The sequence below is a fragment of the Arthrobacter jiangjiafuii genome, assembly GCF_018622995.1.
GTDB lineage: Bacteria > Actinomycetota > Actinomycetes > Actinomycetales > Micrococcaceae > Arthrobacter_B > Arthrobacter_B jiangjiafuii.
The window spans coordinates 3,457,272-3,475,389 of sequence record NZ_CP076022.1 but is presented as its reverse complement, the minus strand read 5'-3'; the positions used below and the strand labels follow the sequence as shown (position 1 = coordinate 3,475,389).

At 66.5% G+C, this 18,118-nt stretch carries 17 protein-coding genes; 12 read left to right on the top strand and 5 right to left on the bottom strand.

Annotation, left to right across the window (positions count from 1 at the left end; translation table 11 throughout):
* Positions 1-26: 26 nt before the first annotated feature.
* Complete coding sequence (locus KKR91_RS16350; protein WP_210227264.1) at positions 27-305, top strand: hypothetical protein; 279 nt, start codon at positions 27-29, stop codon at positions 303-305.
* A complete protein-coding gene (locus tag KKR91_RS16345) occupies positions 305-1,711 on the top strand; it encodes an alpha/beta hydrolase (RefSeq protein ID WP_210227265.1) in 1,407 nt (468 codons plus the stop codon). The genes KKR91_RS16350 and KKR91_RS16345 overlap by 1 nt, the downstream gene beginning before the upstream one ends.
* Here KKR91_RS16345 and KKR91_RS16340 read toward each other — a convergent pair.
* On the bottom strand, positions 1,688-2,086 hold the full coding sequence (locus KKR91_RS16340) for a phage holin family protein (RefSeq protein ID WP_210227266.1): 399 nt from the start codon (positions 2,084-2,086) through the stop codon (positions 1,688-1,690). The genes KKR91_RS16345 and KKR91_RS16340 overlap by 24 nt on opposite strands.
* A 110-nt stretch (positions 2,087-2,196) precedes the next feature.
* On the opposite strand from KKR91_RS16340, the gene KKR91_RS16335 reads away from it, so the two are divergent.
* The 5 genes from KKR91_RS16335 to KKR91_RS16315 all read left to right on the top strand — a co-directional run bounded on the left by KKR91_RS16335 (position 2,197) and on the right by KKR91_RS16315 (position 7,436).
* A complete protein-coding gene (locus KKR91_RS16335; RefSeq protein WP_210227267.1) occupies positions 2,197-3,336 on the top strand; it encodes a histidinol-phosphate transaminase in 1,140 nt (379 codons plus the stop codon).
* A 143-nt stretch (positions 3,337-3,479) separates the two neighbouring features.
* Entirely contained in the window at positions 3,480-4,676 is a 1,197-nt protein-coding gene (gene pdhA, locus KKR91_RS16330) for a pyruvate dehydrogenase (acetyl-transferring) E1 component subunit alpha (protein ID WP_420481407.1), read from the top strand.
* Positions 4,673-5,647, top strand: coding sequence for an alpha-ketoacid dehydrogenase subunit beta (locus KKR91_RS16325; protein ID WP_210227269.1), 975 nt, complete (start codon positions 4,673-4,675; stop codon positions 5,645-5,647). Before pdhA ends, KKR91_RS16325 begins: the two co-directional genes overlap by 4 nt.
* 55 nt (positions 5,648-5,702) lie before the next feature.
* Entirely contained in the window at positions 5,703-7,181 is a 1,479-nt protein-coding gene (locus KKR91_RS16320; protein WP_210227271.1) for a dihydrolipoamide acetyltransferase family protein, read from the top strand.
* 33 nt (positions 7,182-7,214) lie between these two features.
* Positions 7,215-7,436 (top strand): hypothetical protein, encoded by a 222-nt coding sequence (locus KKR91_RS16315; RefSeq protein ID WP_210227273.1) that lies wholly within the window; start codon positions 7,215-7,217, stop codon positions 7,434-7,436.
* A gap of 22 nt (positions 7,437-7,458) precedes the next feature.
* Here the strand turns inward: KKR91_RS16315 and KKR91_RS16310 are convergent, their stop codons facing one another.
* Positions 7,459-8,751: an aminotransferase-like domain-containing protein gene (locus tag KKR91_RS16310; RefSeq protein ID WP_210227275.1), complete on the bottom strand. Its 1,293-nt coding sequence runs from the start codon at positions 8,749-8,751 to the stop codon at positions 7,459-7,461.
* A gap of 47 nt (positions 8,752-8,798) precedes the next feature.
* Positions 8,799-9,767 carry a helix-turn-helix transcriptional regulator gene (locus KKR91_RS16305; RefSeq protein WP_210227277.1) on the bottom strand — a complete coding sequence of 323 codons (969 nt, stop codon included), beginning with the start codon at positions 9,765-9,767 and terminating at the stop codon, positions 8,799-8,801.
* A gap of 502 nt (positions 9,768-10,269) precedes the next feature.
* Here KKR91_RS16305 and KKR91_RS16300 point away from each other — a divergent pair.
* Both KKR91_RS16300 and KKR91_RS16295 read left to right on the top strand, forming a co-directional pair.
* On the top strand, positions 10,270-11,229 hold the full coding sequence (locus tag KKR91_RS16300; RefSeq protein WP_210227280.1) for a lantibiotic dehydratase C-terminal domain-containing protein: 960 nt from the start codon (positions 10,270-10,272) through the stop codon (positions 11,227-11,229).
* 73 nt (positions 11,230-11,302) lie between these two features.
* A complete protein-coding gene (locus tag KKR91_RS16295; RefSeq protein ID WP_210227281.1) occupies positions 11,303-11,494 on the top strand; it encodes a hypothetical protein in 192 nt (63 codons plus the stop codon).
* A gap of 190 nt (positions 11,495-11,684) precedes the next feature.
* On the opposite strand, the gene KKR91_RS16290 is transcribed toward KKR91_RS16295, so the two are convergent.
* Positions 11,685-12,245 (bottom strand): NAD(P)H-dependent oxidoreductase, encoded by a 561-nt coding sequence (locus KKR91_RS16290; RefSeq protein WP_237687420.1) that lies wholly within the window; start codon positions 12,243-12,245, stop codon positions 11,685-11,687.
* 105 nt (positions 12,246-12,350) lie between these two features.
* Here KKR91_RS16290 and KKR91_RS16285 point away from each other — a divergent pair, with 105 nt between their 5' ends.
* From KKR91_RS16285 to KKR91_RS16275, 3 genes are all read left to right on the top strand, one after another.
* Entirely contained in the window at positions 12,351-12,980 is a 630-nt protein-coding gene (locus KKR91_RS16285; protein WP_210227283.1) for a TetR/AcrR family transcriptional regulator, read from the top strand.
* Between the two features lie 80 nt (positions 12,981-13,060).
* On the top strand, positions 13,061-15,280 hold the full coding sequence (locus KKR91_RS16280) for a catalase (protein ID WP_210227284.1): 2,220 nt from the start codon (positions 13,061-13,063) through the stop codon (positions 15,278-15,280).
* A gap of 331 nt (positions 15,281-15,611) precedes the next feature.
* Positions 15,612-16,943: an MFS transporter gene (locus KKR91_RS16275; protein ID WP_210227285.1), complete on the top strand. Its 1,332-nt coding sequence runs from the start codon at positions 15,612-15,614 to the stop codon at positions 16,941-16,943.
* Positions 16,944-16,956: 13 nt separating this feature from the next.
* Here KKR91_RS16275 and ald read toward each other — a convergent pair whose 3' ends face one another.
* The gene (gene ald, locus KKR91_RS16270; protein ID WP_210227286.1) at positions 16,957-18,075 is read right to left on the bottom strand and encodes an alanine dehydrogenase; all 1,119 of its coding nucleotides are present in this window, start codon (positions 18,073-18,075) and stop codon (positions 16,957-16,959) included.
* Positions 18,076-18,118 lie beyond the last annotated feature (43 nt).

Sequence of the window (18,118 nt, the reverse complement as noted above, 5' to 3'; positions counted from 1 at the left end):
CCGGACCGGCAGGCGGGAGGGTGGACGTGGAAGCATGGCACGGGGCAAATCCCCCCGGCGCAGCGGACGCTGCTGCCGCGGCCGGGTACGTGAGCTCGGTCATAACGAATCTGGAAACCCTGCAGAACATGCTGCCCGGTATGGTGCAGATGGACTGGCGCTCCCAGGCAGCGGATGAGTTTTCATCCTTGATGGAGAGCTGTGGGCTCAGCATCGGACAGACCCTGGAGGAGTTTGAGGCTGCCAGGGTGGCCCTGGCCCGGTATGAAACGGAGCTGGGAATGCCGGGTCAGGGGGATGGCTAGTGGAGGAAGGGGCATTCTCCGGGCGGACGGAGGCCGGTGCCGGGCTGCACGTTAAAGGGGGCTCGCAGGGGCTGACCGTGGAGTATCAGGAGCTGCAGGCCGTGGCCGGAAAACTGGAGGAAAAGCTCGAAGTGCTCCGGGACCTGCAGTTCCGCGGTGCAGACCACTGCAACCGGCTCTATGGGCTAAGCGCTGCGCCGGAAGACGCAAGCCATGCAGCCGTAGCGGTGGAGACCGCTGTGCGGGAGCTTCGGGCGGACATCGAGGACCTGACGGGCGCTGCCCGGGGCCTGCGGGAAGCGAGCCGGAACTATCTGGACACCGAGGGGCGGCTGGAATCGGCGCTGAAGAAGGTGCCCGGTTCGCTGGGACTTGCCGTCCTTGATTGGAAAAACAACGGTGGTGGATATCCGGGCCGCCGGGTCACGGAGCTGCTGGTTCCGCAGCACGACGAGGCCATTATTTCCCTCTTTACCGCGCTCGCCTCCGGAGTGGTAGGCGGGCTGCGCCACGTGGACGTCGTCGCGCTGGAGGGAAACCACGGCCGGGTTGCGCTCTCCGGCACCGCCGGCGGATTGCTGGGCCGGTCCCGTGAACTGCAGCACCAGGACCCGGGCGTCATCGAGATCCTGACGATAAACCGCGACGGCCGGCAGGTCCGGATCGTCACCCTGCCCGGAACCCAGCCCGGATCCGTCATGGTTGGCGCGAACCCTTTTGATGCCTACGGCAACGCGGAGGCCCGGGCAGAGGACAGCCGGTACGTGGCGAACGCAGTGGCCGAAGCACTCCGGCAGGGCGGTGCCGCGGCCGAGGACCCAGTGATCCTGGTGGGGTACAGCCAGGGCGGAATCCATGCCGTCAACACCGGGGCCAGGCTGGTGGAGACCGGAGAGTTCTCCGTGCGGATGATCCTCACTGCGGGAGCGCCGCGCGGTGACCGGGACGTGCCCGACGGCGTCAAGGTGCTGCACCTGGAACATACGCGGGATTGGGTGGCCGGCGCGGACGGGTCATCCAATCCGGACACCCCGGACCGGATTACGGTTACCGGAACCGCACCTGTGCCGCTGCTGCCGGATGTCGATCCCGGCCTGGGGCCTGCGCATTCCCTGGACAGCTACCTCGATCTGGCAGCGGCGGCCGATGCCAGCACCGATCCGTCGCTGACGGATCAGCTGGGGCAGCTGGGGCAGCTGGTGGGGCCGGGGGCTGTGGCGTCCCGGAGTCTTTTCCAGCTCTCCCGGTCCCGGCCGCCGGGGCTGGCCAGGCTTCTTCCAGCAGTTCCTGCACCAGCAGTTCCTGCACCAGCAGTTCCTGTACCGCCGGCGGGTGTTTGTGCGCCGGCCCGGAAGGGAGCCGGTGTCCCAGGGGAGCGGCCGTTACTTTCGGGTCCCGGTCAATGATCCGGCCACCAGCGAGACCAGGGAGATGATGATCGACGCCAGGATTCCGGTCCAGAAGAAGGAGTCCACCACCAGATGCACCGGCGTGAAGCTGCTCAGCCAGGAGGTGAGCATGAGCATGGCCGCATTGATGATAATCGTGAACAGGCCGAGGGTCAGGATGGTCAGCGGCAGTGACAACAACTTGACGACAGGCCGGATCAGCGCGTTGACGAGTCCGAAGACCAGGCCGATGAAGAGATAGGCGAGCACCAAATCGAACGTGGGGTCACCGGTGACGTCACCGGCGGTTTCGGTGATTGCGATCCCGGGCAGCAGCAGGCCTGCCACCCAGACAGCCAGGGCATTGATGAGGATCCGAACCAGAAAGCGCATGCCCCCATGCTGGCACACCCGCCCACCGGCCCCAAGCGTGGCGCGGGCGAGGCGGGTACCGTGCCGGTGTCACAGATCACTGACGCGGGGAAGGATATTAGTGTTAAGGCATGACCACCACCGAGAAGGACACCGCGGCAGCTGCCGATCCGGCCCCGCACATCCGCCCCCGCAGCGCCCTGGCGAAACTGCCCCGCTATGTGGCAGGCAAGCCGCCGGCAGCCATCGACGGACTGCAGGGCTACAAGCTGTCGTCCAACGAAAACCCCCTTCCGCCGCTTCCCTCGGTGCTGGAAGTGATCAGCGCCTTCCAGGACATCAACCGGTATCCGGATCCGCTGTCCACCACCCTGCGCAACGAGCTGTCCACATTCCTGGACGTCCCGGCCGAGGACATCGTCACCGGCGGCGGGAGCCTGGGGGCCCTTAACCAGCTGCTTGCGGCGTTCGCCGGGCAAAACGACGACGGCGTCCCGGACGAGGTCATCTACCCGTGGCGGTCCTTCGAGGCGTACCCGATCAGCGTCGGCCTGGCGGGGGCAGCGAGCGTCCAGGTGCCGCTGCGCGGGGACGGGACCCACGATCTGGAGGCCATGGCGGCCGCAGTGACCGAGCGGACCAGCATCATCCTGCTCTGCACGCCCAACAACCCGACCGGACCGGCCTTGAAAACCGCCGAGGTTGAGGCCTTCCTCGCCAAGGTTCCCGCCGACGTCATTGTGGTGATTGATGAGGCCTATGAGGATTTCGTCCGCGACCCGGAGGTGGTCAACGGCATCGGGATGTACCGCAAGTATCCAAACGTTGTGGTCCTGCGCACGTTCTCGAAGGGGGCGGGGCTCGCCGGCCTGCGGGTGGGGTACTCCATTTCACATCCTCCGGTTACCGACTACCTGCGCGTGGCAGCCGTCCCGTTTGCGGTCTCCCAACTCGCGGAAACAGCCGCTGTGGCATCACTGCAGCACCACGGCGAACTTGTGGAAAGAATACAAGGAATCGTTGCCGAGCGGACACGCGTCGTCGAGGGCCTGAGAGAGCTCGGATGGCGGATTCCGGAGGCGCAGGGGAACTTTGTATGGCTCGCCCTGGGGGAGCATTCCCCCGGGTTTGCGGCCCTTGCGGCAGGGCAGGGGCTGGCCGTCAGGGCGTTCGGTGCCGAAGGTGTCAGGGTCACCATCGGCGAGCCGGAGGCCAACTCCAGGTTCCTGGCAATATGTGCAACTTATACAAAGGGTCCCCTCGTTTCCTAGCGGGTCCTAAGTGCGGGCAGCGGCCGGACCCTCGTTAGGCTGGGTGGAGTAAGTTCCACATATATGCCCGATCGACGATCTATTCCCCCTTCGGCATATATCTAGCGCGGGCCCGTCTGCTGACTGCCCGGCGAGGAGTACGCATGGACCTCAAGCACCTGCCGGCCCCTACCAAGGCCGCCGATGCTTCCGCTCTGCCCGGCCACCAACACGACGGCGGTGCCGGCTCCGGCAGCGGAGTCGACATGGTGTCGTTGCTCAGCCCCGAGGGGGAGCTGCTTCAGGATGCGGCCTACGGTGCATACGCGGCGGAACTGGGTCCCGATGAGCTGCGCGGACTGTACCGCGACATGTTCACCATCCGCCGGTTCGATCAAGAGGCCACCGCGCTGCAGCGCCAGGGCGAACTCGTCATGTGGGTTCCGCTCACGGGGCAGGAAGGCGCGCAGATCGGCTCCGGCCGGGCACTGGCGGCCCAGGACTACGTCTTCCCCACCTACCGCGAGCACGGCGTCGCACTGACCCGCGGCCTGGAACTGGCCCACCTGCTGCGCCGCTTCCGCGGCATCTCGCACGGCGGCTGGAACCCGAGCGAGGCGAATTTCCACCTCTACACGCTGGTCCTGGCCGCACAGGTTCCCCACGCCGTCGGCTATGCCATGGGAATGGCCCGGGACCGGGTGCTGGATCCGTCGCTTCCCGAGGCCGCCACCGTGGCCTATTTCGGCGACGGCGCCAGCTCAGAGGGCGACATCCATGAGGCTATGGTTTTCGCCGCCTCGTACAACGCGCCGGTGGTCTTCTTCTGCCAGAACAACCATTGGGCCATCTCCGTTCCCACCGAAGTGCAGTCACGGATTCCGCTGGCCAACCGGGCCAAGGGCTACGGCTTCCCCGGCATCCGCGTAGACGGCAATGACGTCATCGCCGTGCATGCGGTCACCCGCTGGGCGCTGGAACATGCCCGTTCCGGCAAGGGCCCGGTACTGATCGAAGCGTTCACCTATCGGATGAGCGCGCACACCACGGCGGATGATCCCACCAAGTACCGCCTCAGCTCCGACGAGGAGGCCTGGCTTCCGCGCGATCCCCTGATCCGGCTGGAGAAACACCTGCGGGCAGCCGGCCTGGCCGATGACGCGTTCTTCGAAACGCTCGTCACGGACGGACAGGCCATGGCGGAGAAACTCCGCGAAGACGTGCTGGCCATGAAGGCTCCCGGGTTTGAGGACGCCTTCACCGATGTCTACGCCGAGGCCCACCCGCTGATCCAAGAGGAATTGGACTTCCACCGCCGCTACGAGGCCGGCTTCGCCGACTCCCAGGAGCCCACAGCATGAGCACCATGACCCTGGCCAAGGCCATCAACGCCGGTCTCCGCGCCGGGCTGGCGGATAACCCCAAGGCCCTGCTGATGGGGGAGGACATCGGCGACCTCGGCGGCGTCTACCGCGTCACGGAAGGACTGAAGGCTGAGTTCGGCGCCAGCCGTGTCGTGGACACCCCGCTGGCCGAATCGGGCATTATCGGGACCGCCATCGGACTGGCGCTGCGCGGCTACCGGCCCGTCTGTGAAATCCAGTTCGACGGCTTCGTGTTCCCCGGGTTCAACCAGATCACCACGCAGCTGGCCAAGATGCACTCCCGCAGTGAAGGGACGCTTCGTTCCCCCGTGGTCATCCGCATCCCCTACGGCGGCGGCATCGGTTCCATCGAACACCATTCGGAATCCCCGGAAGCGCTGTTTGCCCATACCGCCGGCCTGCGCATTCTCGCTCCGTCCAATCCACAGGACGCCTACTGGATGATCCAGCAGGCCATGACGTGCCAGGACCCGGTGATCATCTTCGAACCGAAGCGCCGCTACTGGCTCAAGGGCGACGTCGACACTGAGCAGCCCAGCGGCGATCCGTTCCGCGCCCACGTGCTGCGCGAAGGCACTGACGCCACCATCGTCGCCTACGGGCCGCTGGTCCCGGTGGCCCTGGCCGCGGCCAAGGCGGCAGAGGAAGACGGCCGCAGCATCGAGGTGGTGGACCTGCGGTCCATCTCGCCGATCGATTTCGACACCATCACCGAATCGGTCCGGAAGACCGGCCGGCTCATCGTCACCCACGAGGCGCCGACCTTCGGCGGCATCGGCGGCGAGATCGCGGCCCGCGTCGGCGAGCGTGCCTTCCTCTCGCTCGAAGCCCCGGTTATCCGGGTCGGCGGATTCCACATGCCCTATCCCGTCGCCAAGGTCGAAGAGCACTACCTGCCCGACATCGACAAGCTGATGGACGCCCTGGACCGGTCCTTCGCCTACTGACCGGGCTCGCCGAAGGCCCCGTCCACGCCGCGCTGCACACGAAGATTGAGAAACCATGACTTTGAGAACGTTCCACCTCCCCGACGTTGGAGAAGGCCTGACCGAGGCCGACATCGTCTCCTGGAAGGTCAAGACCGGAGACACGGTTGCCGTCAATGACGTGATTGTCGAAATTGAAACGGCAAAGTCGCTGGTCGAACTCCCTTCCCCGTACGCCGGCACGGTCTCCGCCCTGCTCGTGCAGGAAGGCCAGACCGTGGAGGTGGGAGCGCCGATTATCAGCGTTTCGGCCGGTGCGCAGGCCGAACCGGGCATCGCGCAGCCCGGCGCCCCGATGACTCCGGCTCCGGTGCCGGCGCCGGCTGCAGACGATGAGCAGCCCAGTGCCTCGCTCACGGGCACCGGACCCAAGGCCGACGCCGTCAAGCGCCGCCCGCGGGTTCAGCGGCCGTCGCCGGGCAGGGAAGCGCCGGCGGCGGTCCCGGAAACCAACGTTCCGCGCCCCGGCCCGCTGCCCCGGACGGCGGCCGAACCTGCCTCAGCGGCGGCCACTGTTCCGGACACCACTGTTCCGGGCGCCGCAGCCTCTGAATCCCGCGTCCCCGGAGTAGCCGCTGCCGGCGCTGCGGTGCAGGAATCCTTGAACCGGCTGCTGCAGCGCGTGCTGGCCAAGCCGCCGGTCCGCAAGGCCGCCAAGGACCTGGGCATCAACCTCGCCGATGTCCCGGCCACCGGCGTCGACGGCGAAGTGACCAAACAGGACCTGATCAGTTACCAGGCGCAGCGGGAGTCGGAGCAGGCCGCCGCGGATACGTTCTGGAAGCCGGCACGCAAGCCCCAGGAGATGCGGATCGAGCGCATCCCGGTGAAGGGAGTGCGCCGTGCCACCGCCAAGGCCATGGTGGAGAGTGCCTTTACGGCCCCGCATGTGAGCATCTTCGTGGACGTGGATGCCTCCCGGACGATGGAATTCGTGCAGCGGCTGAAGGCGTCCCGCGACTTCGAGGGCATCAAGGTCTCCCCGCTGCTGATCCTGGCCAAGGCAGTGATCTGGGCCGCGGCCCGCAACCCGTCCGTCAACGCCACCTGGGCGGGCGAGGAAATCCTGGTCAAGCACTTCATGAACCTCGGCATTGCGGCCGCGACGCCGCGCGGACTGATGGTGCCCAATATCAAGGACGCCCAGGACCTGTCCCTGAAGGAACTGGCGGTTGCGCTCAATTCCCTGGCCACCACCGCACGCGCCGGCAAGACGCCGCCGGCCGACATGCAGGGCGGCACCCTGACGGTCACCAATATCGGTGCGCTCGGCATTGACACCGGCACCCCGATCATCAATCCCGGCGAAGTGGCGATTGTGGCGTTCGGAACCATCAAGCAAAAGCCGTGGGTTGTGGGCGGCGCCGTTGTTCCCCGCTGGGTGACCACGCTCGGCGGTTCCTTCGACCACCGTGTGGTCGACGGCGATCTCTCCGCGCGGTTCATGGCCGACGTTGCCTCCATTCTGGAGGAGCCGGCGCTGCTCCTGGACTGACGGACGGGCGGGCGCCGGATACGATCAGGGACTATGAGAACTCCACGCGGCCTTCAGGGCCAGGGCTCCGGCGCCCCGCAGATCGATATCAAACGCACCCTCATGCTGCTGGCGGTGGCGTTCATCATCTCCAGCCTGCTGATCATCCTGTTCCCGGGCCTGGGGACCATCTGGCGGCTGCTGATCATCATCGGCCTGTTTGCCGTGGTTTTCCCGCTCCTTGAACGGCGCCGCCGGAACCGGCGGAACCGCTAGCTCAGGACCGACGGCCGTCGGATCAGTGTCCGGCGGCGTCCACGGCCCGGCGCAGCACGGGAGCGAGCCTGCGCACCCCTTCGGTGATGTCCTCTTCGGGGACGGCACTGAACGCCAGGCGCAGCTTGTTTGACGGCTCGTCCGACGGCGTGAAGGCGGCGCCCGGGATGAACACCACTCCGGCGTCGATTGCCTCGTACAGCAGCGGATAGGTATCGAGGCCCTCGGGCAGGCTGAGCCAGACAAAAAAGCCGCCGTCGGGCACCGTCCAGCTCACGCCGTCGGGCAGGTGCTCGGTGAGCGCGGCCAGCATCGAAGCGCAGCGCGCGGCGTACAACAGGCGCGAGGCGCGGATGTGCTCCATCCAGTCATAGTCGCGCAGGTAGGCGGAGACCAGCATCTGGGACAGCGGGGATGGGCAGAGCACCACCGCTTCGCAGGCCAGGTAAAAGCGCCGGTGCAGGTGCCGGGGCACCAGTGCCCAGCCCACACGGACGCCGGGAGCGAAGATCTTGGAGAAGGAGCCCAGGTACAGCACGTCGTCCGGATTCCCGGCGCGCAGCGGCGTCAGCGGCATGCCGTCAAAGCGCAGCATCCCGTAGGGGTTGTCCTCCAGGATCAGGATGTTGGCAGCCTTGCAGATATCCACGATCCGCTGCCGGCGCCCGGCAGCGAGGGTGATGCCGCTGGGGTTGTTGAAGCTGGGGATCGTATAGAGCATCTTGATGGACTTGCCCTGCTCCCGCAGGGTGGCGATGCATGCTTCCAACGCCTCGGGAACCAGCCCGTCTGCGTCCATCGGCACCGGCTGGAGTTCCACTTCGTAGGCCTCAAAGGCGTTCAGCGCCCCCACGTAGGTGGGGTCCTCGCACAGCACCACGTCGCCGGGGTTGCAGAACACCTTGGCCGCGACGTCCTGGGCTGACTGCGAGCCGGTGGTGATGACAATGTCGGCCGGATCGGCGTCGGTGATTCCCTCCGCAGCCATGACCTCGCACGCCTGGCGCCGCAGCTCCTCAGTGCCCTGGCCGGCTCCGTACTGCAGGGATTCCAGCCCCTGCTCCGCCACGATCCGCCGCACCGTCTCGCCCAGGTCCGCCAGCGGAAGGGACCGCAGGTAGGGGCTGCCCCCGGCGAGGGACACCAGCCCCGGCCGGATGGAAATGTCGAAGACGTCCCGCACGGCCGACTGCTTGATGTGGAAGGCCCGGTCCGAGAACAGGGCCTCGTGCCGGTGCGTGGAGGCAGCAGCCCGGTCAAGCGCGGTCTGGGTGTCCGCGTGCAGGATGTCAGCGGAGTTCTCCTCGAAAGTCATGTCCACATCCTAGCCCGGTGTATTCACCAGTAGGCAACGAATGTTGTCTAAATCCACCCGGCGCGGTGAGCCTTGATACCGGCCTGGAACCGGCTCTCGGCCCCCAGGTCCTCCAGCATCTTGGCGATGTGCCGGCGGCAGGTCCGCACGCTGATTCCCAGCCGGCGGGCAATGACGTCGTCCGGATTTCCGGCGGCCAGGGCGCGCAGGATGGACCGCTGCGTGCTGGTCAACTGGTTGGACTGCGGTTCCTCGGCCAGGAAGGGCTCCCCGAGCTCCCAGGCAAAGTCGAACATGCGCACGAAGATCTGGACCAGGTTGGGATCGCGGATGACCAGCCCGGCCCGGTCGTCAGGGGTGCGCCCCCGCGGGATAACCGCAACCTTGCCGTCGAAGATCACGGTGCGCAGGGGCATATGGGGCAGCGTGCGGAATTCACCGCCGGCGGCGGTGACGGCCTCCACGGCCCGGCGGGTGGGCACATGGTCCCGGATGCTGGCGTGGTAGAGGGTGCGGCGCTGGACCCCCTGCCGCAGCAGGTCGATGTCCTTCTGGACGCTTTCCTCCTGGGTGTCAGCGTTCGCCCCGGGGCCGGGACGGGACATCAGGACGCATTCGGAAGCAGAGCGTGCGTATTCAATCAGGACCCGCATCACCCGGTCAGGGTCCTCCAGCACCTCCACCGCCGAATCCGTGGAGGCCTGCCGGCTGGCTGCGGCAAAGGTCGGAATCAGGCCGGCCAGTTCACGTCTCTTGGCGCCGATGCGGGAGCGCAGATCCAGGAGGGCACGCTCATCCGGGTCGACGAGCTCGGCGAGGGCGACGTCGGGGGACACCGCGGTGTAGCCCGCCAGATCCCCGCCGGCCGGAACCAATAAGCAGCGTTCGGTCAACTGGGCAATAGCTTTTTGAAGGGACCGGGTGGTGAGGCCAAGTGCCTCGGACGCGTCGGAGACCGTCCATCCGGGATGGCTGACTGCGTACCGGTAAACGGCCAGGGAGGACTGGTCCAACACCACCGCTCCTTTCGAGACTTAAGCAGGAACTTCTGCTGCCGGCATCAGCCGGAACCGGCGGCCCGGGACTAGCTGACATGGCCGCTTAATGACACTATGCCCCAGCCGCCGCCATCAGGCCATGCGCACGCCATATTTCGCGGGGATCCGGGCAGTTCCGCGGAACCCGGGCCCTTGCCCGGCGCGCCCCCCGGGGGCGGAACAGGCCATGTCAGCAACAGGGCATCCGAAAGGGTAGACGAAGGCTTGCGCAGCGGGGGAAGCTTTCGGAGTCAATCAATCGCACCAGGCTTCAGGGCCGCAGGCAGAGGAGGGGGACTGAACATGACCACCAAGGTTTGGGACTGGATCTAGCCACCGCCCCGCAGGGGGAACGGCGAGCTGCACAGTCAGACGAGCTACACAAGTCAGACGAGCTACACAAGTCAACAGCATTGATGAACACACAGTTAGTCCCGCCAGCGGCGGTAACCAAGCACGGACCCCGGAGGGGAAGCACGCCATGAGTCAGTTGACAGCAGTTCGAAACGCCTCGCGGACTCACTCAACAGGACAGTGGTGGACACTCTCGATATATACGGGCGGCTTCGATGTAGCGGACGGCATCATTGGAGAGCTGGTTACCCCGCTGGCAGCACAAGCCCAGGCGTTGGGAGCCCAGCGCTGGTTTTACACACGGTGCTCGGAGCCGGCAAATGCCCACGTGCGCCTGCGGCTGCTTGCCGCCCCCGACATCATCGAGAGGCTCCAGTCCCTCTTGGGGGCCCTGCAAGAGCAGGCCTCCGGCGTCATCGGCCATCTGGAGGTGACGCATCAGTTCAGCCAGCCGGTCGCGGACCGGATGGGACCCGGAGGCATGGAGCAGCACAGCTCCCGCGTTGAAGCGGATCTGGCCAAGTACGGGGGTGTTGAGGGACTCGCGCTGGCCGAGGAAGTATTTGAGCTTTCCTCTGAACTGGGGGCCTGGGCGACGGCGCGCTTCCCCAAGGTCCAAAACCGGTGGGCACTGGGTTCCCTGCTCCTTTTTGACGCTGCGCGCAGCATGATGAGGGGGCCCCGCTCTGCCAGCTGGCCCGACCGCCGGCGCGTGTCCTGGGATTACTACTGGGACAGCCACCTGCGCAGCTGCACGGCGGGCTTCGGTCCGCGGGCAGAAAGCGTCCGGCAGGCCATGACGGTCCAGGTTGCGGCCAAAGTGGCACCCACCCAACGGCTGATGGCGGCCACGGCTGCAGAATCGGCGGTGGAAAACTGGCGCCGCCGCTGGTTCCGGACCATAGACACCTACCTGTACCGGGCAGACAAGGCGCGGCTAAGCCGCAGTGCACAACACCTGACGGTCTACCAGGCCCACATGCTGCTGAACCGGCTTGGACTATCACTGCGCGAAGAGGCGGCACTGGGCCTCTACGCGCGGAGTTGGAGTACGGATCGGGAGGCCCTCCTCCTGGACAGGCGTTGACGCCACATTGGGACGCACCCAAATACTGAACCCGCATGACATTCCCAGGACCCACTGAAAGGAGGCTGCCGTTGTGGCAAGCCGCGACGAAGTAGTTGTAGCAGCCAGCTCCCGGGACCTTTCGGAAGTCCTGGGGTGCTCCGAGGATGTGGTGGAAGACCTGCGGGACATGGGCATCGTCGAGTCGCGCGGAGAGCTGTGGAATGTTGGCCCGGCCCGCGATTACCTGCGGGATGCCGCCTGGGCCGGAGGCTTTTGGCATTAGCTGCCGAGCCTTGGCGCTAGCCGCAGACCCGGAACCAGCCCGAAGACAACATCAAACCGAAGACAACGACAAAGAGGACGGACCCGGTTGCCTCGGCAGGCGGGTCCGCCCTCTTTGCTGTGTTTGGGCCTTCTTTACTGTCTTGACTCTATTACTGCAGTGACACTGCAGTAATAGAGTGCAGGGCAGGCTAAGCCGCAGCGACGGCCGAGCTGTCGGCGAGCGTCTCGAGCACGGTGCGGATCTGTTCCACGACCTCGGCGTCATCCTTCGGGTGGATCTCGGCGAAGCGGGTCACCGAGGCGCCGATGGAGAGCCGCACGTCCTCGACCACGCTGGCTCCGGCAATACCCAGGGACTTGCGCGCGTCGTCGTGCGCCCACACTCCGCCGAACTGGCCGAAGGCCGAGCCGATAACGGCGGCGGGGGTGCCGGAAATGGCGCTGGTGCCGAACGGGCGGGAGAGCCAGTCAATGGCGTTCTTCAGGACGGCGGGCATGGTCCCGTTGTACTCCGGGCACACGAGCAGGACGGCGTCGGCGCCGGCCGCGGCGGCACGCAGGGCGACGGCGGCTTCGGGAACCGAGCCCTCAACGTCGATGTCCTCGTTGTAGAACGGAATCCTGCCGAGACCCTCGAAAATCTCGACCTCGACACCTTCCGGGGCAATCAGGGCCGCTGTTTCGGCCAGCTGGCGGTTAACCGAGCCCGCCCGCAGGCTGCCGACCAAGGTCAGTACTTTGGTACTCAATGAAACTCCTATCCGGGACGCTGCCGGTGACGGCAGAGTCGTTTGTTCTTCCACTATAAACGGACCGTAGTCCGCTTCTATTCCCGGCAGGTTAGACTTGCCCGCATGCATGAGAGCGGAGGCGAGAACCAGGGTGGCGGCTGCGAACGCCTCGACGCGGCCCGCAACCGCCGGCTGCTGCTGGGAACGGCCCTTGGCATCGTCGCCGAACAGGGCGCCGACGCCCTGACCATGGACGATCTTGCCCGCCGGGCCGGCGTGGGTAAGGGAACGGTCTTTCGCCGCTTCGGCAGCCGGGCCGGGCTGATGCAGGCCCTGCTGGACCACGCCCAGCGTGACTTCCAGGAGAGTTACATGAGTGGCCCCGCGCCGCTGGGTCCGGGGGCGCCGCCGCTGGAGCGGCTTCATGCCTTCGGTATGGCCCGGATCCAGGCAGTGGAAATCACCGGTGAACTGCGGCGGGCCGCCGACGTCGCCGGTCCGGGCAGCTATCGGCATCCCGTCCGCCGGCTGGAGCTGGCCCACCTCACCATGCTCCTGTCCGCGGTGCCGGAAGTCCGCGATCCCGAACTGTCCGCGTACCAGTTGGAGGCCTTTTTGGAAGCCGGACTGCTGCTGCACCTGCACCGCGGCGCAGGCATGTCGCTCGAGAGGATCATCGACGGCTGGGTGGGGCTGGTGTCATCGGTGGTCGGTGCTGCTGGGGACGACCCGCCTCGAAGGATAAATGTGTAAGCAGGCTTACTAATTTAGTAGGGTGGTTATTGGCCGTCGCACTCGGGCGGCTGACTGGTCCGAACAATGATGGAGGCTTCATGTCTGAAAAGAGCGCATCCGTGCCCGACCTGCCCATCCCCGGCGCTCCGGCGCCGCAGCCGCCCGAGCTGGCCGAGCCGGTGGAGCCGCGTGAGCCGCTCCCGCCCAAGCCGGATCAGGACGGGCCGGAGACGGTTTCTCCCACCGGCGTTCCCACCGGGGCGCCGAAGGCCTCCAATGCCCAGAGCGGACGGTACCTGACCACCGCGCAGGGCGTCCGCCTGCAGGATACCGACCATTCCCTCAAGGCCGGCCGGCGCGGACCCGTGCTGCTGCAGGACCATCATCTCCGGGAAAAGATCACCCACTTCGACCATGAGCGCATCCCTGAGCGCGTAGTGCATGCCCGCGGCGCGGCAGCCCACGGCGTGTTTGTCGCCAACGGAGCCGCCGAGGGCGTAACCCGCGCGGGCTTCCTGGCCAAGGGCACCGAAACTCCGGTGTTTGTCCGCTTCTCCACCGTCCTGGGCTCACGCGGGTCAGCTGACACAGTCCGCGATACCCGCGGTTTCAGCACCAAGTTCTACACGGACGAGGGCAACTATGACCTGGTAGCCAATAACATTCCGGTGTTCTTCATCCAGGACGCCATCAAGTTCCCGGACGTCATCCACGCGGGCAAGCCGCATCCGGACCGCGAAATTCCGCAGGCCCAGAGTGCCCATGACACCTTCTGGGACTTCGTTTCCCTCCACACCGAGGCGCAGCACCACACCATGTGGAACATGTCCGACCGAGGGATTCCCCGCTCCTACCGCACCATGGAGGGCTTCGGCGTCCACACGTTCCGTCTGGTCAATGCCAAGGGCGAAACCACGCTGGTGAAGTTCCACTGGAAGCCCCGGCAGGGTGTGCACTCCCTGGTCTGGGAAGAAGCGCAGATCATCAACGGCATGGACCCCGACTTCCACCGCCGGGACCTGGCCGACTCCATTGAAGCAGGCGCCTTCCCGCAGTGGGACCTGGGCATCCAGGTCTTCCCGGATACCGAAGACGAAATGTTCGAGGGCATCGACCTGCTGGACCCGACCAAGCTCGTCCCAGAGGAACTGGCTCCGGTGCAGATCATCGGCACCATGACCCTGAACGCCAATGTCACGAACTACTTCGCGGAAACCGAACAGGTGGCCTTCCACCCGGGACACCTGGTGCCCGGCATCGACGTCACCAACGACCCGCTGCTGCAGGGCCGGCTGTTCTCCTACATCGACACCCAGCTGACCCGCCTGGGCGGGCCGAACTTCAGCCAGATTCCGATCAACCGGCCGCACGCACCGGTCAATGACATGTTCCGCGACGGTTTCCACCAGGATGCGGACCATTCAGGCGTGGCTCCCTACCAGCCCAATTCGCTCGACGGCGGCTGCCCGTTCATGGCGGGTGCGGACATGGGTGCCTTCATCGATGTTCCCGCCGAGGTCCCGGCGGCCCGCAAGGTCCGCGAAAACCCCGCCACCTTCGATGACCACTACAGCCAGGTCAGGATGTTCTTCCGCTCCCTGACACCGGTGGAGCAGGACCACGTGGTCCAGGCCTACACGTTTGAATTGGGCAAGTGCTACGAGGAGAACATCCGGCTGCGCCAGTTGCAGGCCCTGGCGAACATTGACGAGCGCCTGGCCTCGGAAGTGGCAACCGGGCTGGGCCTGGAGGCACCGTTGCCCACCGTCGTCGTCGAAGACACGGCACCGAGCCCGGCCCTGAGCCAGCTGGGCGGATCCTGGCCGGTGGCCGGCCGCATGGTCGGCGTCATTGCCGATGAATCCACCGACCTGGGCACGCTCGCCGAAGTGATGGCTGCGGTTGACGCCGAAGGCATGGTGCCGCTGGTCATCGCGCCGCACGGTGGAAAGCTCGGCGGCGGGGTGCCGATCCAGCGGACCTACCTCACCGCCCGTTCCACCGAATTCGACGCCGTCGTGGTGGCGGCCTCCGGCGCTGCGGCCACCGACGCCGTGGACAGCCTGGACGCCAAGGCCGGGAACCCTGAGGGGCACCCTTCCCTGGATCCGCGCATCACCCTGCTGCTGGCCGAGGCATTCCGCCATTCCAAGGCCATCGGCGCCTGGGGTGACGGCGCTGCCGTACTGCAGGCGGCCGGCGTACCCGTGGACGCACCCGGCGTCGTCGTCGGCGGCGGTGCCGAAGTAGCCGCCGGCCTGACTGCGCTGCTGGCCAAGCACCGCGTCTGGGAGCGCTTCCCCACCGCGGTCGCGTAAGCGGTCTGCACCAGCTGACTCCGGCAAGGACGGGGCGGCAGGACGCTCAGGGGAGCCCGGCGGCGACCGCCACCGGGCTCCCCTTTTCCGTGGCTGCCGCGTCGGCCTGAGCGCGGGCCAGAACCCCCAGGATTGCCGTGCGTTCGCGGCTGAGGCGGAGTTCGGTCAGCGATTCATCCGTGCCCGACGGGTCAGGAAGGCGGAGAGCGGCCGGCAATTTTACGCCGCCCGGCCGCTGCCCTCCTAATCAACGCCGCGGCACCACGTCATGGAGCTACACGGACGGGATGCAAATCACGGTGTGTCATTCGTCTCCCCTAACATTTGAGGAATGCACCTCAAAGACCGGATCGAAGAATCTCCCCTGAGCCGACGGCAAGTCGGCATCATCGCCATTTGTACCGCGCTGTATATGATCGACGGTTTCGACGTCCTGGTCATGGCGTTCAGTGCCGCAGACGTCTCCAAGGAATGGGACCTCAACGGCGCCGAACTCGGATTCCTGCTCAGCGCGGCGCTGGTGGGGATGGCGGTCGGTTCGATCTTCGTCTCGACGGTTGCCGATGTCATCGGCCGGCAAAAAACACTGCTGATCGGCGTCTGCATTGTCGCCCTGGGCATGCTCGGCTCGGTCTTCGCTCCGTCCTACACCGTCCTGCTGATCCTGCGCCTGATCACCGGCGTGGCCATCGGCACGCTGCAGGCAACCATCAATGTCTTTGCCTCGGAGTTCTCCAACGCCAAGCGCCGGTCCACGGCCCTGTCCATCGTGAGCATCGGGCAGCCGGTCGGCGGCGTCCTCGGCGGGCTTGTCACGGGCCTGCTGATCGCGTCCTTCGGGTGGCGGTACGCCTTCCTGTTCGGGGCCGTGGCAACCCTGTGCATGATTCCGCTGGTACTGAAGGTGCTGCCGGAATCCATCGACTACCTCTCCGAACGCCGCCCGCCCAATGCCTTGGAGCGCATCAACAACACCCTCCGCAGCATCGGCCAGGAGCCGGTATCGGCACTGCCTGAGCCGGTGGCCCGGGCCGGGAAGTCCCGGTTCGCCGAGGTCCTTACCGGCGTCAACGCCCGCCGCACCATCCTGCTCTCGCTCGCCTACTTCATCCTGATGGCCAGCTTCTACTTCGCCAACTCGTGGACCCCGAAGCTCATCACCGCTTCGGGCTTCAGCGCGCAGGACGGCATTACCGCCGGTGTGCTCTTCAGCGTCGGCGCAATCACCGGAGCAGTGGCCCTGGGCATCTTCGGCGCCCGCTACAACATGCGGAAGGTCCTGGCGGTCTTCTTCGTCATCGGCGCTGCCACCTTCGTGGTCTTCGCCAACTCCACCAACGGCTCGCTGTCACTGGCACTCTTTGCCGCTGCGCTTGTGGGGTTCGGCTCCAACGCGCCGATCGCCGGGATGCTCGCGATCAGCCCCACCTACTACGACTCCAACGTGCGCGGCACGGCGCTTGGCCTGGTCATCGGCATGGGCCGGGTCGGGGCGATCGTCTCCCCGATCCTGGCCGGCACGCTGATCGACGGCGGCTGGACTCCCGGCGACCTGTACTTCCTCTTCGTGATCCCGATGGCGCTGGGCGCCGTCGTCATTTCGATGCTGGGTGCGCCGGTGCTGCGCGGGGCCGAAGCAGCCAAGGTCCCCGCGCCGCACTAGCCGGCACGGGGACTCAGGCGGGAACCAGTTCCGTCCAGTCCGGAGCCAGGTCCAGTCCGTGGGCCTGGGACACGGAGGCATGGGCCACCTGGCCGGCGGCGATGTTCAGCCCGCGGGCCAGGGCCGGCGATGCCGCAAAGGCGCCCCGCACGCCGTGGTCCGCCAATGCCGCCGCGTACCGCAGCGTGACGTTGGTCAGCGCATAAGTGGACGTGTTGGGGACCGCGCCGGGCATGTTTGCCACGCAGTAGAACAGGGAACCATGCACTTGGTAGGTCGGGTTCGCATGGGTGGTGGGGCGGGTGTCCTCGAAGCACCCGCCCTGGTCCACAGCGATGTCCACGAGCACGCTGCCACGCTTCATCCGCGAGACCATGTCATTGCTGACCAGCTTCGGGGCCCGGGCGCCGGGAATCAGCACGGAGCCGATCACCAGGTCGGCATCCAACAGGGCACGCTCAATCTCGAATGCGTTTGAGGCGACGGTCCGGATCCGGCCCGCGTACATCGCATCCAGCTCCCGCAGCCGGTCGATGTTGATGTCCAGGACCGACACGTCGGCATGCGAGCCGACGGCGCCTGCCACCGCGTTGGTGCCGGCCACCCCGGCACCCAGCACCACTACCTTCGCCGGCCGGACCCCGGGCACGCCTCCGAGCAGCAGGCCCGGCCCGCCGGCCGGAGAGGTCAGGCACTGCGCGCCGACCTGTACCGACAGCCGGCCGGCAACCTCCGACATCGGTGCCAGCAGGGGCAGCAGGCGGCCTTCCTGCACGGTCTCATAGGCGATGGCCGTCATGCCGGAGTCCATCAGGGCCCGCGTCAGTTCCGGCTCGGCGGCCAAATGCAGGTAGGTGAACAGCACCAGGTCCGGACGGAAATGCCGGTATTCGGAGGCGATGGGTTCCTTGACCTTCAGGACCAGCCCCGCCCGGCTCCACACATCGTCGGCGGAGTCGAGGATCTGTGCGCCTGCAGCGGCGTATTCCGTGTCGCTGATATTGGACCCGGCACCGGCGCCGGCCTGCACCAGGACGGCGTGCCCGCGCGTCGTAAACTCATGAACTCCGGAAGCCGTGATGGCTACGCGGAACTCGTTGTTCTTAATTTCCTTGGGGACACCGATAATCACAACTTGCTCCATTGCATCGCAGGTGCGGCGGCGAACCGCCGGA

Bases quoted from the DNA above. Each gene is read 5' to 3' on its own strand.
- KKR91_RS16335 (WP_210227267.1), top strand. From the start codon at position 2,197: ATGACCACCACCGAGAAGGACACCGCGGCAGCTGCCGATCCGGCCCCG.
- KKR91_RS16285 (WP_210227283.1), top strand. From the start codon at position 12,351: ATGCATGAGAGCGGAGGCGAGAACCAGGGTGGCGGCTGCGAACGCCTC.
- KKR91_RS16300 (WP_210227280.1), top strand. From the start codon at position 10,270: ATGAGTCAGTTGACAGCAGTTCGAAACGCCTCGCGGACTCACTCAACA.
- KKR91_RS16275 (WP_210227285.1), top strand. From the start codon at position 15,612: ATGCACCTCAAAGACCGGATCGAAGAATCTCCCCTGAGCCGACGGCAA.
- KKR91_RS16340 (WP_210227266.1), bottom strand. From the start codon at position 2,086: ATGCGCTTTCTGGTTCGGATCCTCATCAATGCCCTGGCTGTCTGGGTG.
- KKR91_RS16320 (WP_210227271.1), top strand. From the start codon at position 5,703: ATGACTTTGAGAACGTTCCACCTCCCCGACGTTGGAGAAGGCCTGACC.
- pdhA (WP_420481407.1), top strand. From the start codon at position 3,480: ATGGACCTCAAGCACCTGCCGGCCCCTACCAAGGCCGCCGATGCTTCC.
- KKR91_RS16310 (WP_210227275.1), bottom strand. From the start codon at position 8,751: ATGACTTTCGAGGAGAACTCCGCTGACATCCTGCACGCGGACACCCAG.
- KKR91_RS16315 (WP_210227273.1), top strand. From the start codon at position 7,215: ATGAGAACTCCACGCGGCCTTCAGGGCCAGGGCTCCGGCGCCCCGCAG.
- KKR91_RS16280 (WP_210227284.1), top strand. From the start codon at position 13,061: ATGTCTGAAAAGAGCGCATCCGTGCCCGACCTGCCCATCCCCGGCGCT.
- KKR91_RS16325 (WP_210227269.1), top strand. From the start codon at position 4,673: ATGAGCACCATGACCCTGGCCAAGGCCATCAACGCCGGTCTCCGCGCC.